We start from the raw sequence: 24431 nt of genomic DNA on the forward strand, positions 1-24431 counted from the left end.
TTTTAATCCCAAATGTATTTCCAAGTGCCGTCTTTTTGTTTTTTCCAAACAGTATGAAAAATACCTTTTGAAACTTGTGCTTTTCCAGAGGAATCTTTAGAAGTCCAGACGTATTTGCCGTAGCTTGAAGCCATGTCGCCAGTATCGGAAACAGTTACAGCGTCAGGAGACCAAGTAACTGTTATGTTTTGATATCTAGGATTGGAATAATAATTTCTAATATTGGTTTTTCCAATGATTAAAGTGTCGTGTTCTCTTTTGATAACGGCATTGGAATCTGCAAATTGATAAAATCCTTCCGCTGGTCCTTTTTCGGCTACTAATTTTTCAAAGTCCTTTTCAGTTTTGACAATCTGTAACTTGACATAGGCTGGATTTTTTGTTTCTGATTTTGGAGAACAGCTATTCAAAACCAACAGAAGAATAAAGATATTGATAAAGGGGTTTGTGAATTTTTTCATCTTGCAGTTATTTTTTTAATAGTTTAGAAAGTATTCCAAATGCTCCTCTTATAAACGTAGCGCTAGTCACAACTTTCAAAACTGATTTTGTAACTACACTTGCAGTACTTGGTTCATTGCTCGTTTTTTTAGTTTCTTCAACAACGGCAGTTTGTTCTTGAGCAGATTCTATTTTTTTAGTAAGCATTTCATATGCGCTTTCACGGTCAAGGGCTTCGCTGTATTTTTTAACTAATTTAGATTTGTCGTTGATTTCCTGAATTTCAGCATCAGTTAAAATATCCATTCGGCTCATAGGAGCACGCATCATTGTAGCTGCAAGCGGTGTTGGGATTCCTTTTTCATTTAAGGCAGTTACAAAAGCTTCGCCTATTCCTAAACTGGTCAATATTTCATCAGTTTTGTAATACTCGGATGTTGGATAATTAGCAGCTGATTGTTTGATGGCCTGCCTGTCATTGGCGGTAAATGCTCTTAATGCATGCTGAATTTTGAGTCCAAGCTGAGCCAAAACACCGCTTGGAATATCCATTGGATTTTGAGTGATAAAATAAACGCCAATTCCTTTGGAACGGATTAATTTTATTATGGTTTCTATTTGTTCTAATAATGCCTTGCTGGCTTCATTAAAAATCAGATGTGCCTCGTCTATGAATATCACTAATTCTGGTTGGTCTGCATCTCCTTTTTCAGGCATCTGCTGGTGTATTTCGGCCAATAAGCTCAGCATAAAAGTTGAAAATAATTTAGGTTTATCCTGAATATCTGTGAGTCTCATAATATTAATGTAGCCTTTGCCATTTTCGTCAATACGCAGTAAGTCATCAATTTCAAAAGACAATTCTCCAAAAAACAAATCACCGCCCTGCTGTTCGAGTTCAATTATTTTTCGTAAAATAGTCCCTGTAGTCGAAGTGGAGATCTTGCCATAACTTTCTTCAATTTCGGCTTTTCCCTCGTCAGTTATATAATTAATGACTTTTTTGATGTCTTTTAAATCCAGCAGAGGCATTTTGTTGTCGTCACAATATTTAAAAATAATTGAGACAACTCCTGCCTGCGTATCATTTAAATCTAAAATTCTGGAAAAAAGAACAGGACCAAATTCTGAAACTGTAGAACGGAGTCTTACGCCATCCTGTTTAGAGAGCGTCATTAATTCAACAGGGAAACTTGATACAGAATAAGGAATCTTTAATTTTTCATGGCGTTCTTTTATAAAATCTTTCTCTTCGCCTTCTTTGGCAACACCGCTGAAATCACCTTTAATATCCATCATTAAAACAGGGATTCCATATGAGGATAATTGTTCAGAAAGTACTTGAATCGTTTTTGTTTTTCCTGTTCCTGTAGCGCCAGCTATTAAGCCGTGTCTGTTTAATGTTTTTAATGGAATTTTTATAAAAGTATTGGGTAAAACTTCGCCGTCAAGGATAGCGGCACCAAGCGTTATGCTCTCTCCTTTGGATAAATATCCGTCATTTATCTGCTGAATAAAATTTTCCTTTTTGCTCATGTTTTGCTGGTTTAGATGTTAACTGCAAGGTATTAAATATTCTTTAAATGAAATAATCAAGTGTTTCTTATAAATAATATCACAAAAAAGCATTGATTTGATGAATTTATCTCTTTTTTTGTTTTGATTATTTTTTGAATAAAAACATCCAGAATGCTTAAAAACGCTTTTTTTTTGAATAATTTAGAAAGTATTTTTAGAAAAAATATTCAATTATTCTTAAAAAAAGATGCAGTACAGTTTTAACAATAAAATAAATTGTGAGATTACTTAAAAAAAAGTTTTTTTATTTCAACTAAAAAATTAAATTTGCTCCTATACAAGTTTATTAAAACTAAAATAAATATTTAAAATTTAAAAAAATGGCAAACGTTAAAGTTAAAAAAGAAAGCACTTCAAAAGGTGGAGGAATGGTTTCAGGAATTATTATTGCATTATGTATTTTTGTTGGTTGGTTGGTTTGGTCTCAAGTAATGGGTGATCCAACGAATTTTGAAGGAGGGGATATTGAAAAAGGGCACCCGTTAAATACATTAGGACAAGTTTACAAAGGAGGATTTATAGTACCAGTATTATTAGGTATGTTATTAATGGTTATTGTTTTCTCTATCGAAAGATTTTTTGTTATTACAAAAGCTGCTGGTAAAGGAAATTTAGATAAATTCATGCAGGCAATTCAAGTAAGTATTAAATCTGGAGATATTGATGGAGCTATTGTTTCATGTGATAAACAACAAGGTTCTGTAGCAAATGCAATTAAATCAGCATTAGTTAAATACCAAGAAGTTAAAAAAGAAGGATTCAACAGTGAAGAAGCTGCTGAAACGATTCATAAAGAAATTGAAGAGATTACTGCTCTTGAAATGCCAATGTTAGAAAAAAACATGACTATTATTTCTTCTTTAGTTTCTTTAGGAACACTTGGAGGATTATTAGGAACTGTATCAGGGATGATTAAAGCGTTTGGTGCTTTGGCTTCTGCTGGAACTCCAGACCAAGCAGCTCTTGCGGTTGGTATCTCTGAGGCTTTGATTAATACAGCTACAGGTATCTCTACTTCTATTACTGCAATTGTTGCTTACAACTTCTTTACTTCAAAAATTGATGATTTAACTTATTCTATTGACGAAGCAGGAACTACAATCGTAAATACTTACAGACATTTTAGAGGTAGTTTAAAACAATAAATTAAATTTTGATATGTAAAAATGTCAAATAAAAGATAAAAATAATGGGAAAAATAGTAATGAAGAAAAAGTCCACATCTACCGATATGACGGCGATGTGTGATGTTGCGTTTCTTTTGCTGACGTTCTTTATTTTGACTGCCACTGCTAAAACACCTGAAGTATTACCAGTTGATACTCCGCAATCTACTGTTCAGACTAAATTGCCTGCAGATAATCTGTCAATGTTGACAATTGGTAAGGTAGAAGGAAAAACAGCTGTATTTTTTGACCTAAAAGGTAAAGATGTTCGTAAAAAAGCACTTGAATTTATGTCTGATAAATATAATGTTCCTTTTACTGAAAAAGAGTCAGAAGAATTTGCATTAATGGAAAGTTTTGGTGTGCCAATTCAAAATTTAAAACAAATTTTGAATATGAAAGGGTCAGATAGAAGTAAAGCAGGTCAGCCTGGAATACCGAAGGATTCTTTAGATAATCAATTGAAAGATTGGATTCTTTATTCTCGTAAAGCAAATATTGAGGTTAATAACAAAGAATTAAATTTTGCAATAAAAGGAGATGCGAAAGAGCAGTATCCTGCAATAAAACAAATAATGGATATGTTGCAAGATCAAAAGGTTAATAGCTTTAACTTGGTTACAGGTTTAAGAGGAAAGAATTTTTAATTAAAAAGATACACTAAAATGGCTGAATTAAATACCGACAGTGGCGGTGGCAAAAAAGGTGGCAAAGTAAGAAGTAAAAAACAAAACTCTAAGGTAGATTTAACTGCCATGGTGGATTTGGCTTTCTTATTAATCACATTCTTTATGCTTACTACTACTTTGTCAAAACCACAATCCATGGATTTGACGTTGCCAGATAAGGAGGATAAAAGTGAACCAACAAATAACATTAAAGTCGATGAAAATCGTACAGTAACTTTATTGCTTGGTGAGAATGGCAAATTGGTACGTTATATGGGGATGTTGGAGAAGCCTCTTGTGGCACCGAAAGATTTCTCATATGGTAAAGATGGAATTCGTAAAGATTTATTGTCTAGAATGGAGCAGGTTAAGCAATATTCAACAGCAAAAGGAAAACCTAATGATGGTATGATTGTAATTATCAAACCAAGTAAAAAGTCGACCTATCGTAATCTGGTGGACGTTTTGGATGAAATGGCAATTGTTGGTGTAAATAAGACTGGTTCTTATGCAATAGTGAATGAATTTACACCTGAAGAAGTAAAATTGTTAGAAGTGAGAAAATAATTTTTTTACTAATAACCTAATAATTATAAAAAATGAAATTAGATTTAATAAAAAATCAATGGATTGAGATCGTTTTCGAAGGTCGTAATAAACTTTATGGTGCATACGAACTTAGAAAATCGAATCGTAAGACTTCTATGCGGGCTCTTATCATTGGCAGCGTTCTTTTTAGTCTAGCTATCAGTGCTCCTCTTATTGCAAGTTACTTGCCAAAGGGAGGAGAAGAAGAAGACATGGATAAAAAGATTGTCACCGTGAAGCTTCCTCCTAAGAAGAAAGTTGAAGCTCCTAAAGATCTTGCGCCGCCACCACCGCCGCCGCCGAAACAGGATCAGGTTAAGTTTGTGAAACCTGTTGTTGCAAAGGCTGAAGACGTTACTGAAGATCCGCCAAAAATGGATGATATCAAAGACAAAAAAACTGGAGCAGAAACTATCAAAGGAGATCCAGATGCTCCTCTTACAGTTGAAGAAGTAGGTAATGGTCCAGTAGTTGAAGTTATTGCAGAAGATACTAGTGTACACTCTTTAGCGGGTATCGAGCAAAAACCTGAATTTCCTGGGGGAATTGAGAAATTTTATGCTTTCGTAGGTAAAAATTATCAAGCTCCTGAAGAAGAAGGTCTTAAAGGAAAAGTTTATGTAACATTTGTTGTTGAAAAAGACGGATCATTAACAGATATCAAAGTAGTTAGAGATATTGGTTATGGTACAGGAAAAGAGGCAATTAGGGTTTTGAATAAATGTCCAAAATGGCTTCCAGGTGAGCAAAATGGTAAAAAAGTGAGAGTTTTGTATTCTTTACCGATTACCATTCAATCAGCAGAATAATGTTGAATAATTTATTTAACAATTTGAAGGAGAAATCGCTTATTGAGCGATTTCTTCTTGTTATAACCATATTGGTTTTCTTAGCTTATTTTTTTTTAGGAATAATGGTTATTTTTTGGGATAAGTTTCCATTTAATATGCAGATGCAATATAGAATAGCTTTAGGCGTTGTATTAATTGTTTATGCTATTATTCGGTTCTTTCGAGTTTATAATGCTAATAAAGATTGATTATGTCTAGATTTAATGTTTATTTAGTTTTGGGGTTATTTATTTTTCTTTTTTTTAATTGTAAAAAAGATGAAAGTGCCGCTCTCAATGATGAGACAATTTTAAAAGGAAAAGCGAGTATTTATGTTGATGAAACTGTAACTCCTATAGTTGAAGAGGAAGTTATGGTGTTTGAGGGTTCTTACGACGCAAAATTTACTTTAGTTTCTAAATCGGAATCTGAAGTTTTAAACTCATTATATAACAAAAAAGCTAGTATTGTTGTAATAGCCCGTAATTTGTCAAAAAAAGAGTTAAATCTTTTTGAGCAAAGAAAAATAGTTCCTAAAATAACTAAATTTGCTACTGATGGTATAGCTTTTGTTTCTAATAAATCTAGCAGCGATACATTAATTGCCTTGAAAGATGTTATTGGTTTTATGAAAGGGGAGAGAGGTTCTAAGATTAAAGGTTTAGTTTTTGATAATCCAAATTCAAGCACTGTGAATTATATGAATAATTTATCAGGATTGAATGGTTTGCCAGAGAAGGATGTGTACACTTTTAAAACGAACAATGAAGTTTTGAAATTTGTATCTGAAAATAATGGGATGATTGGTGTTGTGGGCGTTAACTGGTTGTCACAGCCTAATCCATCAATGGATTCTGTTATTAAAAACATCAATGTTCTAAGTGTTAAAGGGTTAGCTAAAGAAGGATATTTCGCTCCTTCTCAGAATAATTTTGCAGAAGGATCTTATCCATTATTGAGGGATTTGTATGTTGTGAATTGTCAAGGGTATTCTGGTTTGGGAATGGGATTCTCTTCATTCGTTGCGGGTGATATTGGACAAAGAATTGTTCTAAAATCAGGTTTGTTACCATTTGAGATACCCGCAAGAAAATTAAATATTATTCGAGGTAAGACTAATAGTGAAAAGAAATAATTGAAATTAATTTAATGTAATAAAGATGAATAAAGTTAAATTTTTAAGTATTGCTTTATTGGCAGTTGTGGCAACTGGCCGAGCGCAAGATCTTAATCAAGCAAAGAAAGCAATCGATGCTGAACAATTTGAAAGTGCAAAATCAATTTTAAAATCTATAATTGCAGCAAAACCTACAAATGGTACAGCTGATTTTTATTTGGGTAATGTCTATTTACTGCAAAATAACGCAGATTCTGCAAAAATTTATTACCAAAAAGGGCTTACTGCATCAGAAGGGGCAAGGTTAAATAATATTGGTCTAGGTTTGATTGATTTAGACAATGGAAATGCTGCCGCTGCTGAAGAAAAATTTGCTTTGGCTATTAAAGACATAAGAAAGAAAGATATTGAAGAGTATATTTTTATAGGTCGAGCTTATACATTTTCGAATAATCCCGATTATAAAAAAGCATTAGAATATTTAAATAGAGCTAAATTGATTAATCCTCAAGATGCTCAATTAAATTTAGCATTAGGGAATGCTTATTTCGGAGACAAAAATCAAAACGAAGCTTATTCAGCTTATAGAAATGCGTATACTATTGATAATACAATGATCAGAGCAAAAATGCAGCTGGGTGTTTTGTTAAAAGGAGCCAAAGCGTATACTGAAGCAGTAAAAGCGTATGACGAGGTTATTGCTATTAATGCAAATTATGGTCCAGTTTATCGTGAATTGGCTGAGACATATTATTTATGGGGAAGAAATGAACCTTCTAAATATAAAGTGTATATTGAAAAGGCTTTGCTTAATTATGAAAAGTATTTGAGTTTGACAGATTATTCAGTTAGTTCAAGAATGCGTCATGCTGATTTCTTAGTTTTAGCGGGCGAGTATAAAGCTTTGGAAGCGGAAGCAAATAAAATGGTTGAGCTTGACAAAGTGAATCCTAGAATTCTTCGTTATTTAGGTATTTCAGCATATCAAAATGGTAATTATGAGGTTGCAATAAAATCTTTAGAAAGTTTTATTTCGGATGCTGCTAATAAAGTTATTGCTTTTGATTATCAAGTTTTAGGTTTTTCTAAAATTAAAAAAGCAATAGGTGAAGACGGAAAAAACCTTGACACTGCTTTATTTGATAATGGTCTCTTGGATGTAAAAAAATCTGCTGAGATGGATGCGAATGGTTTGGCTCCGAACATTAGTGATATTGGAAAAAAGTTATATGAATTAAAATTATTTAAACAGGCTGCTACAATTTATGAAATTGCTGTTGCAAATAAAGAATCTAAAAACTATACTTTGGACAACTTCTATTTGGGAAATAGCTTGTATTTTGATAACACTAGAAAAGATGTGAAACCAGATCCAGTTGCTTTGCAAAGAGCAGATTTGGCTTATGCTGCCGTAATTGAGGCATCACCTAAGACACAAGATGCATACTTGTACAGAGCAAGAACTAACAGTTTATTGGAGAACGATGAGATGACAATAAAATATTATAATGATTATGTTAATATAGTTACTGAAAAAGGTGCTGAAGAATTAGCAAAACCTGCTGTAATTAAAAAATTAATTGAAAGTTATAATACTGCTGGGGCTAGTTATGCAAATTCGGACAAAACAAAAGCAATAGAGTATTTTAATAAAACATTAGTTATTGATCCAGCAAATCAATATGCTTTGGATTCATTGAAATCTTTAAAATAATTAATTTTTTTTTAAAGAACGGCAATTAGAAATAGTTGCCGTTTTTTTTTGTTATAAATTATTGATTAATACCTTAATATTGATTGTGTTTTCACAGTATTCGCATTTAAAAAAAGATAAACTCGAATTTCACGAATTAATACTAATTCTTATCAAAATTGAAATCAAGTTTTACAACTTTTACAGTTTCGAATATTTTGTGTAATGAAATAGTAATCTTAATTTGTGCAAATTAGTGTAATTCGTGTCAGAAACTTTTAAAAGCGAATGGTGTGTTGTGTTTTCTGCTGATTCTTTAGGTTTCTTTTAATTGCGTATATTTGTAGCTTAAATTTATACAATGTTATCTAAAGAAGTTCAATTAGAAGTTAATAAAGGAACTATGCTTCCGCTAATGGAAGAATTTTATACTATTCAGGGGGAAGGCTTTCATACTGGAACAGCTGCTTATTTTATTAGAATAGGCGGATGTGATGTTGGCTGTCATTGGTGTGATGTTAAAGAAAGCTGGAATGCGGAGCTGCATCCGCCTACTAAAATAGATTTGATAGTCGAGAATGCTGCAAAATATGCTGATACAATTGTTATAACAGGAGGTGAGCCTTTAATGTGGGATATGGGTTCATTGACTCAAAAACTAAAAGAGAATAATTTAAAAGTCCATATTGAAACGTCTGGTGCATATTCTTTAAGCGGTACTTGGGATTGGATATGTCTTTCGCCAAAGAAAAATAAATTACCAACACAAACAGTTTATGATAATGCAGATGAACTCAAAGTGATTATATATAATAAACATGATTTTGTTTTTGCAGAAGAACAAGCTGAAAGGGTTAATTCAAATGCAATTCTTTTTCTTCAGCCAGAGTGGAGCAAAAAAGAAGAAATGACTCCTTTAATTGTCGAATATGTCATGAATAATCCAAAATGGCGTGTATCATTGCAGACACATAAGTATTTGAATATTCCATAAAATATAATTACAGCTTATATTTTTATCATTTTTTAGGATATTGTTAATTACTAAGACGTTTGTCGGGTAATTAACAATATTTTTTTTAATTTATTTGTAGTTGTTTATTTAGCTGTAAATTAGGCACTTTGGTTTCTTTAAACATTAATTGTTATGTGTGAAATATAATTTTATGATAATTTATTGTTTTCTTTTTGTTATTTTTGCACAATATGTTTTTATAAGTATATTTTTTTATATATTTACCAAAACCTACTTTTAGAATATAATTATAAACATAATTCAATTAGCCCATGAAAAAATTTCTACTTTCTGTAATTACTTTGTTTATTGTGGATTTTGCTTCGGCACAGGTAACTGCCACTATTGTTGATGATGCCCCTTATAGTTATGAGGAGGTAGAAGTGAGACCAGAGTTTCCAGGAGGAAACGCTGCATTCTTGACTTTTATCAGCAGTAATTTTCAAATGCCGGAATACGATGGCACCGGAGGGACTTTAAAAGTTGCTTTTATTATCGAAGTTGATGGTAGTGTAACTAATGTTAATGTAGTAAAAGATCTTGGCGGAGGCACTGGTGCTGAAGCAAAGAGAGTTATTAGTAAGTCTCCTAAATGGACCTCAGGAGAAACCAGAGGAAAAAAAGTTAGGGTTCTATATGAAGTGCCTATTAAAATTGCGGGTCAAGGTTAATTGGAGTTTTGAAATATAAGAAACCTTTTTTTATAGAAAACCAAATGTTGTTTAACATTTGGTTTTTTTTTTAGATTGAAAGTCTGGCTAAATAGTCATAATGCTCTCCTTCAAGGAGTATCTCACATTGAAGGCCATTTGCGAAAGCGGCATTTTGCAATGTGTTATAATCTAGAAATAACCAGTCCAAAGGATCTTCTTTTTCTCCTTTGTATGTTATGTTAAAAATGGTTTCGCCATAATATTCATTTTCTGTTGGAATCCATCTCCCGCCATCTTCATCATCGTCAAACATATAAATGATGTCTGAGCTATCCATTAAAATCTGCCCCCCTTTATTTAATAGCGATTTTAATTTCAAAAGAAATTTAGAAAGATTTTTTAATTTGCCACAAATTCCTGGCCCATTCATTAGAACAATGATGGTGTCGAACTTGTCATTTTCAAAAGTCATTAGGTCTTGTGCTTTAGCATTCTTTAATCCGCGGAGTTTACAAGTTTTAATTGCATTTTCCGAAATATCGATAGAAGTAACATCAAGCTGTCTTTCGTTTTGCAAAGACAAACTGTGACTTCCTGCTCCGCATCCCACATCAAGGATTCTTCCTTTGGCTAGCTGTAATGCTTTTTGTTCTATTTTAGGCATTTCGGCATAGCTGCGAAATAGATAAGCGACGCTCATTTCATCTGCTTCAGAAATGGAAGTTTCGGTTATTAAATCCTCAGGTTCGTTATTGGTTTGGTAGTCAAGCATTGCTTTCCCAAAAAGATCTTTCATAAATTTAGGTTTCAGTTTAAATTTCCGAGTTTAAAGTTTGTTACTTTTGCGTATTCATTATCAAATCTCAAAATTGAAACCAGCTTTAAACGAATTAGGAAAACTTGCCAAAGATAAGCATATCGAAAACAAAAAGTATTTCGATAAGTTAAAAAAGAAAACACCTAAGAATCTAGATTATATAATGGCGGATATTCATGAAGCCGAATTTAAGAAAACGGATTGTTTAAAATGTGCTAATTGCTGTAAAACTACTGGACCGCTATTTACTTTGGCGGACATTGAGAGAGTTTCTAAGTTTTTAAGACTAAAATCACAACAGTTTATCGAACAGTATTTGCGTATAGATGAAGATAGAGATTATGTGTTGCAAAAAGTTCCCTGTGCTTTCTTAGATTTTGAAAATGCCTGTATGATCTATGATGTACGCCCAAAAGCATGTAGAGAGTTTCCGCATACAGACCGAAAAAAATTTCAGCAGATTACAGATTTAACGCTTAAGAATGTTGCAATATGTCCAGCAGCATTCAATATTGTTGAAGAAATGAAAAAAAAATTACCGCTCTAAGTATTATCTATAAAACAAGTTTGTAGTTCAAAGTGTTTAAAAGGTTTAACGGGGCCTTAATTAAAACTTTATGTATATTTGCTTAGTTCCTCAAAATAAATCGATTTGAATTTAGAATATTTTATAGCCAAAAGGCTTATTACTGCCAAAGATTATAAAAGCAGTATTTCGGCTCCAATAATCAACATTGCTATCTCGGCTATTGCTATTGGTATGGTCATGATGATTGTTTCAGTGGCAACTGGTATAGGATTGCAGAATAAAATCCGAGAAAAAATAGCTGCTTTTAATGGGCATATTATAATTTCGAACTACGATAATAACCAATCCGAAATTACATTATCGCCTATTGATAAGAATCAGGGTTTTTACCCAAAGTTTAATACTGTTCCGGGAGTAAGTCATATTCAGGCAATAGCAAGTAAGTCTGGAATTGTTAGAACAGAAACTGCATTTGAAGGGATTATTTTCAAAGGAGTTGGAAATGATTATCAATGGGGGAACATAAAAGAGTATTTAGTTTCTGGAAGATTGCCTGATTTGTCTAAAAATGTTACTCAAGAAGTAGTAATTAGTCAATTCTTAGCTAATCGTTTACAATTAAAAGTTGGTGATTTTTTTAATACCTTTTTTATTAAGGAAAATCAAAATCAATTGCCAAATGTTCGAAGATTTAAAATAGCTGGAATTTTTAATTCCGGATTTCAGCAGTTTGATGCTACCTATATAATAGGTGATATTAGGCATATTCAGCGGATAAACAAATGGAGTTCAAATCAAATTGGTGCATTTGAGGTTTTTGTAAAAGATTTCAATACAATAAAAGAAACAGGGGAGCAGGTATATAAATCAACATCCTCAAATCTGGACACCAAGACAATCATTGAAAAGTACAGTTATATATTCGAATGGCTGCAGCTTTTTGATTTTAATATTATCGTAATATTAGTGGTGATGATATTGGTTGCAACCATAAATATGGTAGTTGCGTTATTGGTATTAATACTTGAACGCACGCAAATGATAGGAATTCTAAAGGCATTAGGTGCGGATAATTGGTCAATCAGGAAAGTTTTTCTTTATAATGCGTTCTATCTTATAGTAAAAGGATTGTTTTGGGGTAATCTCATTGGGATTTCGTTGTTGCTGTTACAGCAGCAATTTGGAGTCATAAAATTAAATCCTGAAAACTATTATGTAAATCAAGCGCCAGTATACCTTGATTTAGGATATATCTTAGCGTTAAATTTCCTTACGGTAACAATTTGCGCACTTGTATTATTGATACCGTCATATATAGTCACAAAAATTTCTCCGGTCAAAGCTATTCGATTCGATTGATTGATTTTAAGTAATCAATAGCTTGATCCTGTTATGTGCTTCCATGTTGATTGCTGAATTATGGTTTTTTAATGATTTCCGCTTTTATTAGGGTTTTTGTGTTAGAGAAGATAGTCGGTACTTATATATACGTATATGTTATTTTGAAAAGGAAAACAAGTAAAGTCGGCTCAGATTCCCCTCCAAAGGGAGGATGCCCGCAGGACAGGACTATTCCTTGGTATTGAATAATCGCTAAAGAAACCCCTTGGATCCCTTTAAAACTGGTAAACCCCGCCTAAATCACCTTTCAGAATTCAAAAATCCTCAAAAACGGTAATTATAATCCCAAGGTTACCAGTGTATTAAAAAATAAACAAAAAATAATCACGAAAAGGCATTGTTTAAACGGAAAAACTGTCTACTTTTGCACCCGCAACAGCGACAGCGTTCCTTAAAGTACTGACAGGCCGAAGAGATCAAAACGGAAAGACATTTTCGAAAAAAAGATTTAAAAAGCTTGCAGAATTTAAAAAAGTGAGTTACTTTTGCACCCCGCAAAATGCGTAACGTTCCTTGATAGACTGAGTAAGAGATGAGAAGAAAGAGAGATAAAATTTTTCAAAAAAACTTCAAAATAATCTTGCTGGTTAAAAAAGAATTGTTACTTTTGCACCCGCTAATCGCAATAACGATAAGTGAGAAAATAAAGAAGAACACGTTCCTAGACATATTGAATTGACAGCCGTTTTGGTAGAGGCGTTGCACTGCAACGACTAGATCAGAACAAATAAAATAAGAGTAATAGAATCGTTAAGATTTGAATAAAGACCAATAGAGACTGAGTCGAATAATAAATAAGTCGCAAGACTAAATAATATACGATGAAGAGTTTGATCCTGGCTCAGGATGAACGCTAGCGGCAGGCTTAACACATGCAAGTCGAGGGGTATATTTCTTCGGAGATAGAGACCGGCGCACGGGTGCGTAACGCGTATGCAATCTGCCTTTCACAGAGGGATAGCCCAGAGAAATTTGGATTAATACCTCATAGTATAATGAGCTGGCATCAGCCCATTATTAAAGTTCCAACGGTGAAAGATGAGCATGCGTCCCATTAGCTTGTTGGTAAGGTAACGGCTTACCAAGGCTACGATGGGTAGGGGTCCTGAGAGGGAGATCCCCCACACTGGTACTGAGACACGGACCAGACTCCTACGGGAGGCAGCAGTGAGGAATATTGGACAATGGGCGCAAGCCTGATCCAGCCATGCCGCGTGCAGGATGACGGTCCTATGGATTGTAAACTGCTTTTGTACGAGAAGAAACACTCCTACGTGTAGGAGCTTGACGGTATCGTAAGAATAAGGATCGGCTAACTCCGTGCCAGCAGCCGCGGTAATACGGAGGATCCAAGCGTTATCCGGAATCATTGGGTTTAAAGGGTCTGTAGGCGGTTTGGTAAGTCAGTGGTGAAAGCCCATCGCTCAACGGTGGAACGGCCATTGATACTGCCAGACTTGAATTACTGGGAAGTAACTAGAATATGTAGTGTAGCGGTGAAATGCTTAGAGATTACATGGAATACCAATTGCGAAGGCAGGTTACTACCAGTGGATTGACGCTGATGGACGAAAGCGTGGGTAGCGAACAGGATTAGATACCCTGGTAGTCCACGCCGTAAACGATGGATACTAGCTGTTGGGGGCAACTTCAGTGGCTAAGCGAAAGTGATAAGTATCCCACCTGGGGAGTACGGGCGCAAGCCTGAAACTCAAAGGAATTGACGGGGGCCCGCACAAGCGGTGGAGCATGTGGTTTAATTCGATGATACGCGAGGAACCTTACCAAGGCTTAAATGTAGACTGACCGGTTTGGAAACAGACCTTTCGTAAGACAGTTTACAAGGTGCTGCATGGTTGTCGTCAGCTCGTGCCGTGAGGTGTCAGGTTAAGTCCTATAACGAGCGCAACCCCTGTTGTTAGTTGCCATCGAGTCATGTCGGGAACTCTAACGAGACTGCCAGTGCAAACTGTGAGGAAGGTGGGGATGACGTCAAATCATCACGGCCCTTACGCCTTGGGCTACACACGTGCTACAATGGCCGGTACAGAGAGCAGCCACTTCGTGAGGAGGAGCGAATCTATAAAACCGGTCACAGTTCGGATCGGAGTCTGCAACTCGACTCCGTGAAGCTGGAATCGCTAGTAATCGGATATCAGCCATGATCCGGTGAATACGTTCCCGGGCCTTGTACACACCGCCCGTCAAGCCATGGAAGCTGGGGGTGCCTGAAGTCGGTGACCGCAAGGAGCTGCCTAGGGTAAAACTGGTAACTAGGGCTAAGTCGTAACAAGGTAGCCGTACCGGAAGGTGCGGCTGGAACACCTCCTTTCTAGAGCTTTGGTGTTAGCCAAGTGCACGCCAAAGAAAGAAGACGAAGAGACTTTTGGTTTCAAATATGAAGATTATATTACTCTTGCTGTTAATTTAAAAAAAAAGAATAAAAATTAAGTAAAAACAGAGTCTCGTAGCTCAGCTGGTTAGAGTACTACACTGATAATGTAGGGGTCGGCAGTTCGAGTCTGCCCGGGACTACTATTTAACTTAAAAGAAGGAAATTTTAGAAGTTGAGTTATCAACAATCCGCTGAAAGCTGACGGCTGATAACTGAAAGCTAAAAAAATGGGGGATTAGCTCAGCTGGCTAGAGCGCCTGCCTTGCACGCAGGAGGTCAACGGTTCGACTCCGTTATTCTCCACAAATGGCTGTAGGCCATAAGCTAAAAAAGCTTAAAGCGTATTGCTTAAAGCCTAAAGCTTTAGAAAGTTCATTGACATATTGAGATAAGAAATAATAAAAAGTAGAAAGAACAAATGCGTTTGTTGTTAATAGTTTTTATTTTATAGTTGCAAAACTATAAAGAATTAACAAAAAAAGCAATAAACCGTAAGTACAATAAGCAAAATAAGGGCGTATGGGGGATGCCTAGGCTCTCAGAGGCGAAGAAAGGCGTGATAAGCTGCGAAAAGTTACGGGGACGAGCACACATCGATAGATCCGTAAATACCTGAATGGGGCAACCCGCTATGTTGAAGACATAGCACACCGATAGGTGGGCAAACCCGCTGAACTGAAACATCTAAGTAGGCGGAGGAGAAGAAAACAAAAGTGATTCCGTAAGTAGTGGCGAGCGAACGCGGATTAGCCCAAACCAGTGCTGTTACGGCAGTTCTGGGGTTGTAGGACCACGACATTTCTTGCACAAGGAACTAGAATCTGCTGGAAAGCAGAACCAAAGAGAGTGATAGTCTTGTATAGGTAACAAGTGTAAAGGATAGTGGTATCCTGAGTAGGGCGGGGCACGTGAAACCCTGTCTGAATTTGGCGGGACCATCCGCTAAGGCTAAATACTCCTGAGAGACCGATAGTGAACCAGTACCGTGAGGGAAAGGTGAAAAGAACCGTGAATAACGGAGTGAAATAGATCCTGAAACCATACGCTTACAAGCGGTCGGAGCCCTTTCGTGGGGTGACGGCGTGCCTTTTGCATAATGAGCCTACGAGTTAACGTTGCTGGCAAGGATAAGTGGTTAAGCCACGGATCCGTAGCGAAAGCGAGTCTGAATAGGGCGCTTTAGTCAGTAGTGTTAGACGCGAAACCGTGTGATCTACCCATGGGCAGGATGAAGCGCTGGTAACACAGTGTGGAGGTCCGAACCGGTTGACGTTGAAAAGTCTTCGGATGACCTGTGGGTAGGGGTGAAAGGCCAATCAAACTCGGAAATAGCTCGTACTCCCCGAAATGCATTTAGGTGCAGCGCAAGGCATAAGTTATATAGAGGTAGAGCTACTGATTGGATGCGGGGGCTTCACCGCCTACCAATTCCTGACAAACTCCGAATGCTATATAATGTTTCCTTGCAGTGAGGGCTTGGGTGCTAAGGTCCAAGTCCGAGAGGGAAAGAACCCAGACCATCAGCTAAGGTCCCCAAATATATGTTAAGTTGAAAGAACGAGGTTTGTCTGCCCAGACAGCTAGGATGTTGGCTTGGAAGCAGCCATTCATTTAAAGAGTGCGTAACAGCTCACTAGTCGAGCGGACGAGCATGGATAATAATCGGGCATAAACATATTACCGAAGCTATGGATTTTACAGCAATGTAAAGTGGTAGGGGAGCATTCTAACAGGGCTGAAGGTGTATCGTAAGGTATGCTGGACTGGTTAGAAAAGAAAATGTAGGCATAAGTAACGATAATGCGGGCGAGAAACCCGCACACCGAAAGACTAAGGTTTCCACAGCTATGCTAATCAGCTGTGGGTTAGTCGGGACCTAAGGCGAACCCGAAAGGGACAGTCGATGGCCAACGGGTTAATATTCCCGTACTAGTGATTACTGTGATGGGGTGACGGAGTGATGAAAGCGCCGCGAACTGACGGAATAGTTCGTTGAAGTACCTACCTATAAGAGATGCAGGCAAATCCACATCTTTTGGGGAAATACGATAGTACTCGGAGTCTTCGGACAAAGAGATAGTGCGCCTAAGGGCTTCCAAGAAAAACCTCTAAACTTCAGGTAATCAGTACCCGTACCGTAAACCGACACAGGTAGTCGAGGAGAGAATCCTAAGGTGCTCGAGAGATTCATGGCTAAGGAATTAGGCAAAATAGACCCGTAACTTCGGGAGAAGGGTCGCCCCGAGTAATCGGGGCCGCAGTGAAGAGGTCCAGGCGACTGTTTATCAAAAACACAGGGCTCTGCAAAATCGTAAGATGAAGTATAGGGCCTGACACCTGCCCGGTGCTGGAAGGTTAAGAGGAGATGTTATCTTCGGAGAAGCATTGAATTGAAGCCCCAGTAAACGGCGGCCGTAACTATAACGGTCCTAAGGTAGCGAAATTCCTTGTCGGGTAAGTTCCGACCTGCACGAATGGTGTAACGATCTGGACACTGTCTCAGCCATGAGCTCGGTGAAATTGTAGTAACGGTGAAGATGCCGTTTACCCGCAGTGGGACGAAAAGACCCTGTGCACCTTTACTATAGCTTAGTATTGACCTTGGATAAATGATGTGTAGGATAGGTTGGAGACTGTGAAGTGGCGTCGCCAGGCGTTGTGGAGTCATTGTTGAAATACAACCCTTTGTTTATCTGAGGCCTAACCCCCAACCGGGGGGACATTGCTTGGTGGGTAGTTTGACTGGGGTGGTCGCCTCCAAAAGAGTAACGGAGGCTTCTAAAGGTTCCCTCAGTACGCTTGGTAACCGTGCGTAGAGTGCAATGGCATAAGGGAGCTTGACTGAGAGACATACAGGTCGATCAGGTACGAAAGTAGAGCATAGTGATCCGGTGGTTCCGCATGGAAGGGCCATCGCTCAAAGGATAAAAGGTACGCCGGGGATAACAGGCTGATCTCCCCCAAGAGCTCATATCGACGGGGGGGTTTGGCACCTCGATGTCGGCTCGTCACATCCTGGGGCTGGAGAAGGTCCCAAGGGTTGGGCTGTTCGCCCATTAAAGTGGCACGCGAGCTGGGTTCAGAACGTCGTGAGACAGTTCGGTCTCTATCTACTGTGGGCGTTAGAAATTTGAGTGGATCTGATTCTAGTACGAGAGGACCGAATTGGACTAACCTCTAGTGTATCTGTTGTCCCGCCAGGGGCACCGCAGAGTAGCTACGTTGGGAAGGGATAAGCGCTGAAAGCATATAAGCGCGAAACCCACCACAAGATGAGATTTCTTTTAAGGGTCGTGGAAGATGACCACGTTGATAGGCTATAGATGTAAAGGCAGTAATGTCATAGTCGAGTAGTACTAATAACCCGTAAGCTTATGTACGCCTCCTCTCCCGATGAAAATCGGGAGAAGAAACTTTCTAAAACTTTTTATATTCTTTATCTCAGTATGTTAAGATATTTGCTCGACGCAGAGCAGTCTTAAAGACGAAAGTCAAAAGTCATAAAGTGAAAACTTTAGACTTTATGACCTTAGACTTTGGACTAACAGCCTTAAGGTGGTTATTGCGGCGGGGCTCACCTCTTCCCATCCCGAACAGAGTAGTTAAGCCCGCCTGCGCAGATGGTACTGCAGTTATGTGGGAGAGTATGTCGCTGCCTTTCTTTATAAAAACCCTGTTTCATAACGAAACGGGGTTTTTTATTAAGATTTGAATATTTTCATTCTTAGGTACCTTAGCTCAGATGGTAGAGCAATGGACTGAAAATCCATGTGTCCCTGGTTCGATCCCTGGAGGTACCACTTTAAATGCTCGGATGGTGAAATTGGGGGATCAGGTGCAAAAGTTGGGGATTAGGCAAAAATATTAGATAATCTGAATAGAAAGAAATCTATCTTTCTTACACCTCTAAACTGACTTCTAAATGCTTTTATTTTAGCATTAAAAGATTCTGCAGAAGCATTGGTACTCCTGTTATCAAAGTAGTTTAAAATTGACTGATAATTAAGAGTTACCGTATTGAGTAATATATTAAAGTTTTTAAATCCTGATTCTTCTACATTCCTGTACCAATGTGCTAGTTTTGTCATGGCAACGTGCTTGTCGTTGTTGTTATTGTAAATGCCTCGAAGTTGTTGACTCAAACCGTAAGCTTTCTTTATATCTGGATATAACCCAAATAACAATTGCGCTCTCTCATTTTGGTGCTCAGTCCATTTTTCGCGAGATTTATAAAGTACATATCTGCTTCTGGCTATAAGTTGTTTTAAGGAATCTCCTTAGGCAAGAGCTCCTGTATATATGTTTTATTCTCTTTTTTGGCTTGCATTATCAATTGATTCTCAAGATCCATAGCTTCCCAGCGATGTTTGATTCTGATTTCTTGCATGGCTTCCAATGCTAATTTTTGAACATGGAATCTGTCAGTGACCTGTATTGCTTTTGGGAAGCATTTTTTGGAGATCAGTTTCATAGAATTAGCCATGTCCAGTGTTATCTCTTGAACACCACTTCTTTTTTTATAATCAATCTTACTGATGTGTTCTATGACTTTATCTGCCTTTGTTCCAGCAATAATAGCCACTAAGCAACCTTGTTTGGGATCAGGAGCAAAAGTTGGGGATTAGGCAAAAATATTAGATAATCTGAATAGAAAGAAATCTATCTTTCTTACACCTCTAAACTGACTTCTAAATGCTTTTATTTTAGCATTAAAAGATTCTGCAGAAGCATTGGTACTCCTGTTATCAAAGTAGTTTAAAATTGTCTGATAGTTAATAGTTACTGTATTGAGTAATATATTAAAGTTTTTAAACCCTGATTCTTCTACATTCCTGTACCAATGTGCTAGTTTGGTCATGGCAACGTGCTTGTCGTTGTTATTATTGTAAATACCTCGAAGTTGTTGACTCAAACCGTAAGCTTTCTTTATATCTGGATATAACTCAAATAACAATTGCGCTCTCTCATTTTGGTGCTCAGTCCATTTTTCGCGAGATTTATAAAGTACATATCTGCTTCTGGCTATAAGTTGTTTTAAGGAATCTCCATTAGGCAAGAGCTCCTGTATATATGTTTTATTCTCTTTTTTGGCTTGCATTATCAATTGATTCTCAAGATCCATAGCTTCCCAGCGATGTTTGATTCTGATTTCTTGCATGGCTTCCAATGCTAATTTTTGAACATGGAATCTGTCAGTGACCTGTATTGCTTTTGGGAAGCATTTTTTGGAGATCAGTTTCATAGAATTAGCCATGTCCAGTGTTATCTCTTGAACACCACTTCTTTTTTTATAATCAATCTTACTGATGTGTTCTATGACTTTATCTGCCTTTGTTCCAGCAATAATAGCCACTAAGCAACCTTGTTTGCCTTTGAACTTCTTGTTGGTTACAATGGTGTAAAGCTCTCCTTGAGACAAAGCTACTTCATCAATCGATAAGTGTGTACCTATGTTTTCAGGGTAAAGAATCCACTGATGGGCATGTTCTCGTGGAGCCCAAGTATTAAAGGAGCTCAGGTGTTTTTTATACTGTCTTTGAAGTTTTTTTCCGTTGACCCCGAAAAATCTCCCGATGGTGTGACAGTCGGTAGCGCTGTTATCTATTGATTTCTTTTAAAAAAGCCGCAAACTCTTGAGTCATGCGGGTTCCTTTAGCAACTAAAGTCCAATCTCTTTTAAGGATTTCTCCATTGGTTTTATTAGTCCAACGACGTCTTTTGATATGTAAATACACAAACTTACCTCGTAGAGGGAAATCCTGAATGGTAATTTCATCCACAAATCCCTTTGATACTAATTCAAGTGTATCAAACTCTTTAGGGGCTTTGGCTTTTTCCTCAAAGTATAGGTGTAATATCTCCTGAGTTTCATTAGCAGAAACTACCTCAAAGTGGTCAACTAAAAAATCAGGCAGCATAAATTTCAAAAGGTCTATAGAAGTCATTACAAATTGTTAGAGCGACAAATTTCTAATTTTTTTTCGACATTTCCTCCCCAGACTTTGTTCTTGATCCATGGTAGAGCAATGGACTGAAAATCCATGTGTCCCTGGTTCGATCCCTGGAGGTACCACTTTAAAATGCTCGGATGGTGAAATTGGTAGACACGCTGGACTTAAAATCCAGTGAACAGCAATGTTCGTGCGGGTTCAAGTCCCGCTCTGAGTACAAAAAGAGGCTGTCCAAAAATAGACTGCACCCAAAAGTTTAGACGAATTTATAATTAATTTTGATAATAATGAGCTCGATATTGTATCGGGCTCATTCCTTTTAGATTAAGTTTTTATTCTCCTTAGATTCAAGTATTAAACTCTTTAACCCTAAAATTTTCATTAGACGTAGTACAGTTTTGTGATTAATTATAATGCCTTTTTGTTTGATTAATAAAGTAATTCGCCTGTAACCTAATCTGCCTTTATGATGGTTGAAAATCTGTTTAATTAATTGCTTTATCTCTTGGTATTTATCTATTGACTGACATTTCTTTTCATAGTAATAATATGTACTTCTACCGATATTCATACAATTTAGCAAAAGATCTAAATCATATTTATGCCTTAATTCCATTATGGTTTTAGCTTTTTGTTTTGATTGGCTTGTTCGGCTCGAATTAAGGCATTGAACTTTTTTAGAATTTCGTTTTCTGCTCGCAGATACTCTAATTCCTTTAATAGTTCTTCTTCTCTTGTTAAAGGTTTGTCTGTTTTTCTTTGTTTTCTTTTAAAATTCATAACAATTGGTCTGCCTTTGGCTTTAGGTTTTAAACCTGTTAAACCTTCTTCAATATAACGAATTTGCCAGCGTCTTATCATTGCACTTGATGGAATATTGAATAATAAACAAGCTTTACTCAAAGATAATGACTTACTTTTAATAGCTTTCAGAACTTTTAATTTAAACTCAGCGTTATAATTTTTATTTTTTTGTATTGGCAAAAGACCTTCATTGCCAAATTCAAGATAGCGACTAATCCAATCTTTAAGACCGGTTTTCCCAATACCATTTTCTTTTGCGACAATAGTTATTGCTTGATACTTTTTTAAAACCTCATTTACACATCGAAGTTTAAATTCATAATCATACTTGACTTTTCTTTCCATAAAAATGCCCCCAAATAGTGTCTAACTTTTTGGGGGCAGTGCATTTTTGGACAGCCTCTTTTTAATTTGTTAGAATTTTATCAGATTAAATATTTTTTTTGCCACTGATTATACAGATTCTACATGCAATTTTTAGAGATCTGTGTTAATCTGTATAATCTGTGGTCAATTTTATCGATTTGGTATTAGTCACGGATAGTCATATTATATGCTGTTCTTGTATCAGGATATAATTCAAACATTATCTACGCTCTTCTTTCTTGAGAATGTACATTCATAAAAAAGCTGTCCAATTGGAGCTGCTTTTTTTTTTAAGCTTAAAACAATTAAAACGAACCACAAGTATTACCTGTAAAAGTAGCTCCAGCACCACCAGTAATATCTGCTTTAACTGCAGATGCTAAAAGAGTTACAATTGTGTACGGAGGTGTAAAAGCAGTATTACTTCCTGCAGTATTTCCTGTAACATTTGTAAAAACATTTCCAATAGCAGTAACCGCCGTATAACCAGTCATTAGATCAATAGGCTGTTTGACATTTTCGAATACATTGTTTTCAACACGGATGCTCGCTTCAAAACCCGCTGCAATACATTTGTTGCTAACAGTACTGTTGAAATAGCTATTTATAATGTGTATTTTTCCAAAACGAACTCTTGGCATTCTTTCTCTACAGCCACTAGCCCACCAGCAACGAGCGAATGTAATTCTCAATTTGCCGCGATCACCAGTTGCTCCATCACTAGAACCAATTAAATTTGAATATCTATGATCGTCAGATCCACCGGAACCTCCTGCTTTTGGCGCTTTTAAGTAGCTGAATTTTGTGTAAGATACAGTAATATAATCAGACATGTTTTTTACATCGAAATTACCATCAACACCGTCTCTAAACTCACAATGATCAACCCATACATTTTGGCAATTATCCAAAGTAGCATTGTCCCAGCCATCGGTATCATATGCACCAGGACCTTCGAAAATTAAATTTCTGATTATAATATTGGTACATCTTTTAATATATATAATACCCGAATTAGCTTTCGTTTGGTCAGTTGAAACAATTTTGGCACCACTAGCCCCATATATTGTTTTTCCAGATTGATCTTGAAAAGCTAATCTACCTGTGGAAGTTGCCGGAATTGTAATAGTACCAGTAACTTTAATCACTTTTACGGCACTATTCTCAATAGCCGATTTTAATTGAGCATAGTTAGTAACTACAGTTTCTGTAGAACTTCCACCTCCAGTTGTTCCGCCATTTTGAGATGCCCAACCAGGGACTGCAGAACAATTTCCAACTTTTGCAGTTAAACTTTTTTGAGTTGTCACTTCGGCATTGTTAGAAATACTAGTTTGGTTCTCTTCAGTTATTTTAAGATCTTCATTAGTACAACTTGCAAAACTGAAAAAAATCGCAAGTAAAAAGGTTGATAATTTTGATTTCATACTTTTTTTTATTTGGTTAATGTTAAGTTATAACACTGCAAATCTGTTAAAAACTTTAGACATAAAAGTTGAACAAGTTCAACTTTTTGTAAAAAAAATTATGGTTTTAATTTTTAATTAACAATATTTTTACATGTATTGTAATTTTTTATATTTTTGCGTAATCGATTACATTTTTTGCATCAATATGTTTTAATAAAAAAACACTTAGAAAAATTTAAGCACATATAAAACTCAACTGACATGTACGAATTACTAAGGAAGAATATAGAACGTAAAATTCCACTCACAAACAATGAATGGAAGACAATCATTGAGAAAACGGAATTTATTAAATTGAAAAAAAATCAGTTTTTACAAATTCAAGATTCAAATAGTAAATACGAAGGTTTTATTTTGAAAGGATCTTTTAAAATTTATATGCTAAAAGAAGATGGAACTGAAAGCGTTTTGTTTTTTGCATTTGAAAATGATTGGCTCTCAGATATTGAAAGCTTCTATTATCAAAAGCCAGCTAAATACAATATAAAAGCTCTCGAAGACAGTGATATATTAGTAATCAATAAGGTCAATAAAATTTTATTATTTGAACAAGTACCAAAATTAATTCAATTTCATACTTTAATGGTTGAGAGAACTAATATTGTTATGCAAGAAAGGCTTCTGGATGTGTTAAACAAGACATCGAAACAACGATATGTGGAGTTTGTAAAAAAATACCCCCAGAAAAGTCACAAAATCAATAACAAAAATTTATCATCATACCTTGGAGTTTCCCATGAGTTCTTGTCAAAAATTAAAAAAAGTTTTATTTAAAAACAATACTGAATGTTTGAGCAATCTTAGAATAAGATAATTCGTTTAATATTTCGAATTAATAAAACACCTCTTCTTAGACACTCATTTAAACAAGCGTTTTTTACTTTATAGTATCTTAAAACTTAAAAACCCGTTCTGAAACTTTCAGAACGGGTTTTTAATTATAAACTAAC

21 protein-coding genes, 4 tRNA genes and 3 rRNA genes are annotated in these 24431 nt (G+C 36.1%); 18 read left to right on the forward strand and 10 right to left on the reverse strand.

From position 1 onward, the window contains the following. Nucleotides 1-2: 2 nt before the first annotated feature. A complete protein-coding gene (locus OZP07_RS02945; protein WP_281637232.1) occupies nt 3-461 on the reverse strand; it encodes a YybH family protein in 459 nt (152 codons plus the stop codon). A 7-nt stretch (nt 462-468) separates the two neighbouring features. After that, nucleotides 469-1977, reverse strand: a complete 1509-nt coding sequence (locus OZP07_RS02950) for a helicase HerA-like domain-containing protein (protein ID WP_281637233.1) — start codon at nt 1975-1977, stop codon at nt 469-471. Between the two features lie 362 nt (nt 1978-2339). Here OZP07_RS02950 and OZP07_RS02955 point away from each other — a divergent pair, with 362 nt between their 5' ends. From OZP07_RS02955 to OZP07_RS02990, 8 genes are all read left to right on the forward strand, one after another. After that, the gene (locus OZP07_RS02955; RefSeq protein ID WP_194641083.1) at nt 2340-3164 is read left to right on the forward strand and encodes a MotA/TolQ/ExbB proton channel family protein; all 825 of its coding nucleotides are present in this window, start codon (nt 2340-2342) and stop codon (nt 3162-3164) included. A gap of 44 nt (nt 3165-3208) precedes the next feature. Next, nucleotides 3209-3832, forward strand: coding sequence for an ExbD/TolR family protein (locus OZP07_RS02960; RefSeq protein ID WP_281637234.1), 624 nt, complete (start codon nt 3209-3211; stop codon nt 3830-3832). 18 nt (nt 3833-3850) lie between these two features. Next, on the forward strand, nt 3851-4420 hold the full coding sequence (locus tag OZP07_RS02965; protein WP_281637235.1) for an ExbD/TolR family protein: 570 nt from the start codon (nt 3851-3853) through the stop codon (nt 4418-4420). A 32-nt stretch (nt 4421-4452) separates the two neighbouring features. Then, a complete protein-coding gene (locus OZP07_RS02970; protein WP_194641080.1) occupies nt 4453-5250 on the forward strand; it encodes an energy transducer TonB in 798 nt (265 codons plus the stop codon). A 259-nt stretch (nt 5251-5509) separates the two neighbouring features. Continuing rightward, complete coding sequence (locus tag OZP07_RS02975) at nt 5510-6406, forward strand: PstS family phosphate ABC transporter substrate-binding protein (protein WP_349293652.1); 897 nt, start codon at nt 5510-5512, stop codon at nt 6404-6406. 25 nt (nt 6407-6431) lie between these two features. Beyond that, complete coding sequence (locus tag OZP07_RS02980) at nt 6432-8102, forward strand: tetratricopeptide repeat protein (RefSeq protein WP_281637237.1); 1671 nt, start codon at nt 6432-6434, stop codon at nt 8100-8102. A gap of 340 nt (nt 8103-8442) precedes the next feature. Further along, nucleotides 8443-9075 (forward strand): 7-carboxy-7-deazaguanine synthase QueE, encoded by a 633-nt coding sequence (locus OZP07_RS02985; RefSeq protein WP_194641077.1) that lies wholly within the window; start codon nt 8443-8445, stop codon nt 9073-9075. 293 nt (nt 9076-9368) lie between these two features. Then, the gene (locus OZP07_RS02990) at nt 9369-9767 is read left to right on the forward strand and encodes an energy transducer TonB (RefSeq protein WP_194641076.1); all 399 of its coding nucleotides are present in this window, start codon (nt 9369-9371) and stop codon (nt 9765-9767) included. Between the two features lie 70 nt (nt 9768-9837). Here the strand turns inward: OZP07_RS02990 and OZP07_RS02995 are convergent, their stop codons facing one another. Further along, the gene (locus tag OZP07_RS02995; RefSeq protein ID WP_281637238.1) at nt 9838-10545 is read right to left on the reverse strand and encodes a class I SAM-dependent methyltransferase; all 708 of its coding nucleotides are present in this window, start codon (nt 10543-10545) and stop codon (nt 9838-9840) included. Nucleotides 10546-10618: 73 nt separating this feature from the next. Between OZP07_RS02995 and OZP07_RS03000 the strand changes: the two genes are divergently transcribed. From OZP07_RS03000 to OZP07_RS03035, 8 genes are all read left to right on the forward strand, one after another. Next, on the forward strand, nt 10619-11113 hold the full coding sequence (locus tag OZP07_RS03000; RefSeq protein ID WP_194641074.1) for a YkgJ family cysteine cluster protein: 495 nt from the start codon (nt 10619-10621) through the stop codon (nt 11111-11113). Between the two features lie 105 nt (nt 11114-11218). Continuing rightward, a complete protein-coding gene (locus OZP07_RS03005) occupies nt 11219-12454 on the forward strand; it encodes an ABC transporter permease (protein ID WP_281637239.1) in 1236 nt (411 codons plus the stop codon). Between the two features lie 860 nt (nt 12455-13314). Beyond that, nucleotides 13315-14828: ribosomal RNA gene (locus OZP07_RS03010) — 16S ribosomal RNA — on the forward strand. Nucleotides 14829-14957: 129 nt separating this feature from the next. Further along, nucleotides 14958-15031: transfer RNA gene (locus OZP07_RS03015), tRNA-Ile, on the forward strand. Between the two features lie 89 nt (nt 15032-15120). Next, nucleotides 15121-15194: transfer RNA gene (locus tag OZP07_RS03020), tRNA-Ala, on the forward strand. A gap of 195 nt (nt 15195-15389) precedes the next feature. Further along, nucleotides 15390-18271: ribosomal RNA gene (locus OZP07_RS03025) — 23S ribosomal RNA — on the forward strand. Between the two features lie 171 nt (nt 18272-18442). Continuing rightward, nucleotides 18443-18552, forward strand: a 5S ribosomal RNA gene (gene rrf / locus OZP07_RS03030). The 16S, 23S and 5S rRNA genes sit together here with 3 tRNA genes alongside, the layout of an rRNA operon. A gap of 66 nt (nt 18553-18618) precedes the next feature. After that, nucleotides 18619-18691, forward strand: a tRNA-Phe gene (locus OZP07_RS03035). Nucleotides 18692-18742: 51 nt separating this feature from the next. Here the strand turns inward: OZP07_RS03035 and OZP07_RS03040 are convergent. From OZP07_RS03040 to OZP07_RS03055, 4 genes are read right to left on the reverse strand one after another with little or no spacing between them, the layout of a single operon-like run. After that, on the reverse strand, nt 18743-19147 hold the full coding sequence (locus tag OZP07_RS03040) for a transposase (RefSeq protein ID WP_281638442.1): 405 nt from the start codon (nt 19145-19147) through the stop codon (nt 18743-18745). A gap of 8 nt (nt 19148-19155) precedes the next feature. Further along, the gene (locus OZP07_RS03045; protein ID WP_281637240.1) at nt 19156-19473 is read right to left on the reverse strand and encodes a transposase; all 318 of its coding nucleotides are present in this window, start codon (nt 19471-19473) and stop codon (nt 19156-19158) included. A 39-nt stretch (nt 19474-19512) separates the two neighbouring features. After that, nucleotides 19513-20496 carry an ISAon1 family transposase gene (locus OZP07_RS03050; protein WP_432419558.1) on the reverse strand — a complete coding sequence of 328 codons (984 nt, stop codon included), beginning with the start codon at nt 20494-20496 and terminating at the stop codon, nt 19513-19515. Then, on the reverse strand, nt 20489-20836 hold the full coding sequence (locus OZP07_RS03055) for an ISAon1 family transposase N-terminal region protein (RefSeq protein ID WP_281635552.1): 348 nt from the start codon (nt 20834-20836) through the stop codon (nt 20489-20491). Before OZP07_RS03055 ends, OZP07_RS03050 begins: the two co-directional genes overlap by 8 nt. A 137-nt stretch (nt 20837-20973) precedes the next feature. On the opposite strand from OZP07_RS03055, the gene OZP07_RS03060 reads away from it, so the two are divergent. Further along, nucleotides 20974-21059 (forward strand) — tRNA-Leu (locus OZP07_RS03060). Between the two features lie 102 nt (nt 21060-21161). Here the strand turns inward: OZP07_RS03060 and OZP07_RS22210 are convergent. The 3 genes from OZP07_RS22210 to OZP07_RS03070 all read right to left on the reverse strand — a co-directional run bounded on the left by OZP07_RS22210 (nt 21162) and on the right by OZP07_RS03070 (nt 23439). Then, nucleotides 21162-21458: an IS3 family transposase gene (locus tag OZP07_RS22210; RefSeq protein ID WP_432419544.1), complete on the reverse strand. Its 297-nt coding sequence runs from the start codon at nt 21456-21458 to the stop codon at nt 21162-21164. Further along, entirely contained in the window at nt 21458-21991 is a 534-nt protein-coding gene (locus tag OZP07_RS03065; RefSeq protein ID WP_281637241.1) for a helix-turn-helix domain-containing protein, read from the reverse strand. The genes OZP07_RS22210 and OZP07_RS03065 overlap by 1 nt, the downstream gene beginning before the upstream one ends. Nucleotides 21992-22317: 326 nt before the next feature. Then, nucleotides 22318-23439: a pectate lyase family protein gene (locus tag OZP07_RS03070; protein ID WP_194639654.1), complete on the reverse strand. Its 1122-nt coding sequence runs from the start codon at nt 23437-23439 to the stop codon at nt 22318-22320. A gap of 243 nt (nt 23440-23682) precedes the next feature. On the opposite strand from OZP07_RS03070, the gene OZP07_RS03075 reads away from it, so the two are divergent. Further along, entirely contained in the window at nt 23683-24255 is a 573-nt protein-coding gene (locus OZP07_RS03075) for a Crp/Fnr family transcriptional regulator (protein ID WP_281637242.1), read from the forward strand. The last annotated feature ends 176 nt before the right edge of the window (nt 24256-24431 follow it).

The sequence above is a fragment of the Flavobacterium marginilacus genome (assembly GCF_026870155.1).
Lineage (GTDB): Bacteria > Bacteroidota > Bacteroidia > Flavobacteriales > Flavobacteriaceae > Flavobacterium > Flavobacterium marginilacus.

What these genes read in the sequence shown, in the direction of transcription:
- OZP07_RS02945 (WP_281637232.1), bottom strand. Translation starts at nt 461, where the DNA reads ATGAAAAAATTCACAAACCCCTTTATCAATATCTTTATTCTTCTGTTG.
- OZP07_RS02950 (WP_281637233.1), bottom strand. Translation starts at nt 1,977, where the DNA reads ATGAGCAAAAAGGAAAATTTTATTCAGCAGATAAATGACGGATATTTA.
- OZP07_RS02955 (WP_194641083.1), top strand. Translation starts at nt 2,340, where the DNA reads ATGGCAAACGTTAAAGTTAAAAAAGAAAGCACTTCAAAAGGTGGAGGA.
- OZP07_RS02960 (WP_281637234.1), top strand. Translation starts at nt 3,209, where the DNA reads ATGGGAAAAATAGTAATGAAGAAAAAGTCCACATCTACCGATATGACG.
- OZP07_RS02965 (WP_281637235.1), top strand. Translation starts at nt 3,851, where the DNA reads ATGGCTGAATTAAATACCGACAGTGGCGGTGGCAAAAAAGGTGGCAAA.
- OZP07_RS02970 (WP_194641080.1), top strand. Translation starts at nt 4,453, where the DNA reads ATGAAATTAGATTTAATAAAAAATCAATGGATTGAGATCGTTTTCGAA.
- OZP07_RS02980 (WP_281637237.1), top strand. Translation starts at nt 6,432, where the DNA reads ATGAATAAAGTTAAATTTTTAAGTATTGCTTTATTGGCAGTTGTGGCA.
- OZP07_RS02985 (WP_194641077.1), top strand. Translation starts at nt 8,443, where the DNA reads ATGTTATCTAAAGAAGTTCAATTAGAAGTTAATAAAGGAACTATGCTT.
- OZP07_RS02990 (WP_194641076.1), top strand. Translation starts at nt 9,369, where the DNA reads ATGAAAAAATTTCTACTTTCTGTAATTACTTTGTTTATTGTGGATTTT.
- OZP07_RS02995 (WP_281637238.1), bottom strand. Translation starts at nt 10,545, where the DNA reads ATGAAAGATCTTTTTGGGAAAGCAATGCTTGACTACCAAACCAATAAC.
- OZP07_RS03055 (WP_281635552.1), bottom strand. Translation starts at nt 20,836, where the DNA reads ATGACTTCTATAGACCTTTTGAAATTTATGCTGCCTGATTTTTTAGTT.
- OZP07_RS22210 (WP_432419544.1), bottom strand. Translation starts at nt 21,458, where the DNA reads ATGGAATTAAGGCATAAATATGATTTAGATCTTTTGCTAAATTGTATG.
- OZP07_RS03065 (WP_281637241.1), bottom strand. Translation starts at nt 21,991, where the DNA reads ATGGAAAGAAAAGTCAAGTATGATTATGAATTTAAACTTCGATGTGTA.
- OZP07_RS03070 (WP_194639654.1), bottom strand. Translation starts at nt 23,439, where the DNA reads ATGAAATCAAAATTATCAACCTTTTTACTTGCGATTTTTTTCAGTTTT.
- OZP07_RS03075 (WP_281637242.1), top strand. Translation starts at nt 23,683, where the DNA reads ATGTACGAATTACTAAGGAAGAATATAGAACGTAAAATTCCACTCACA.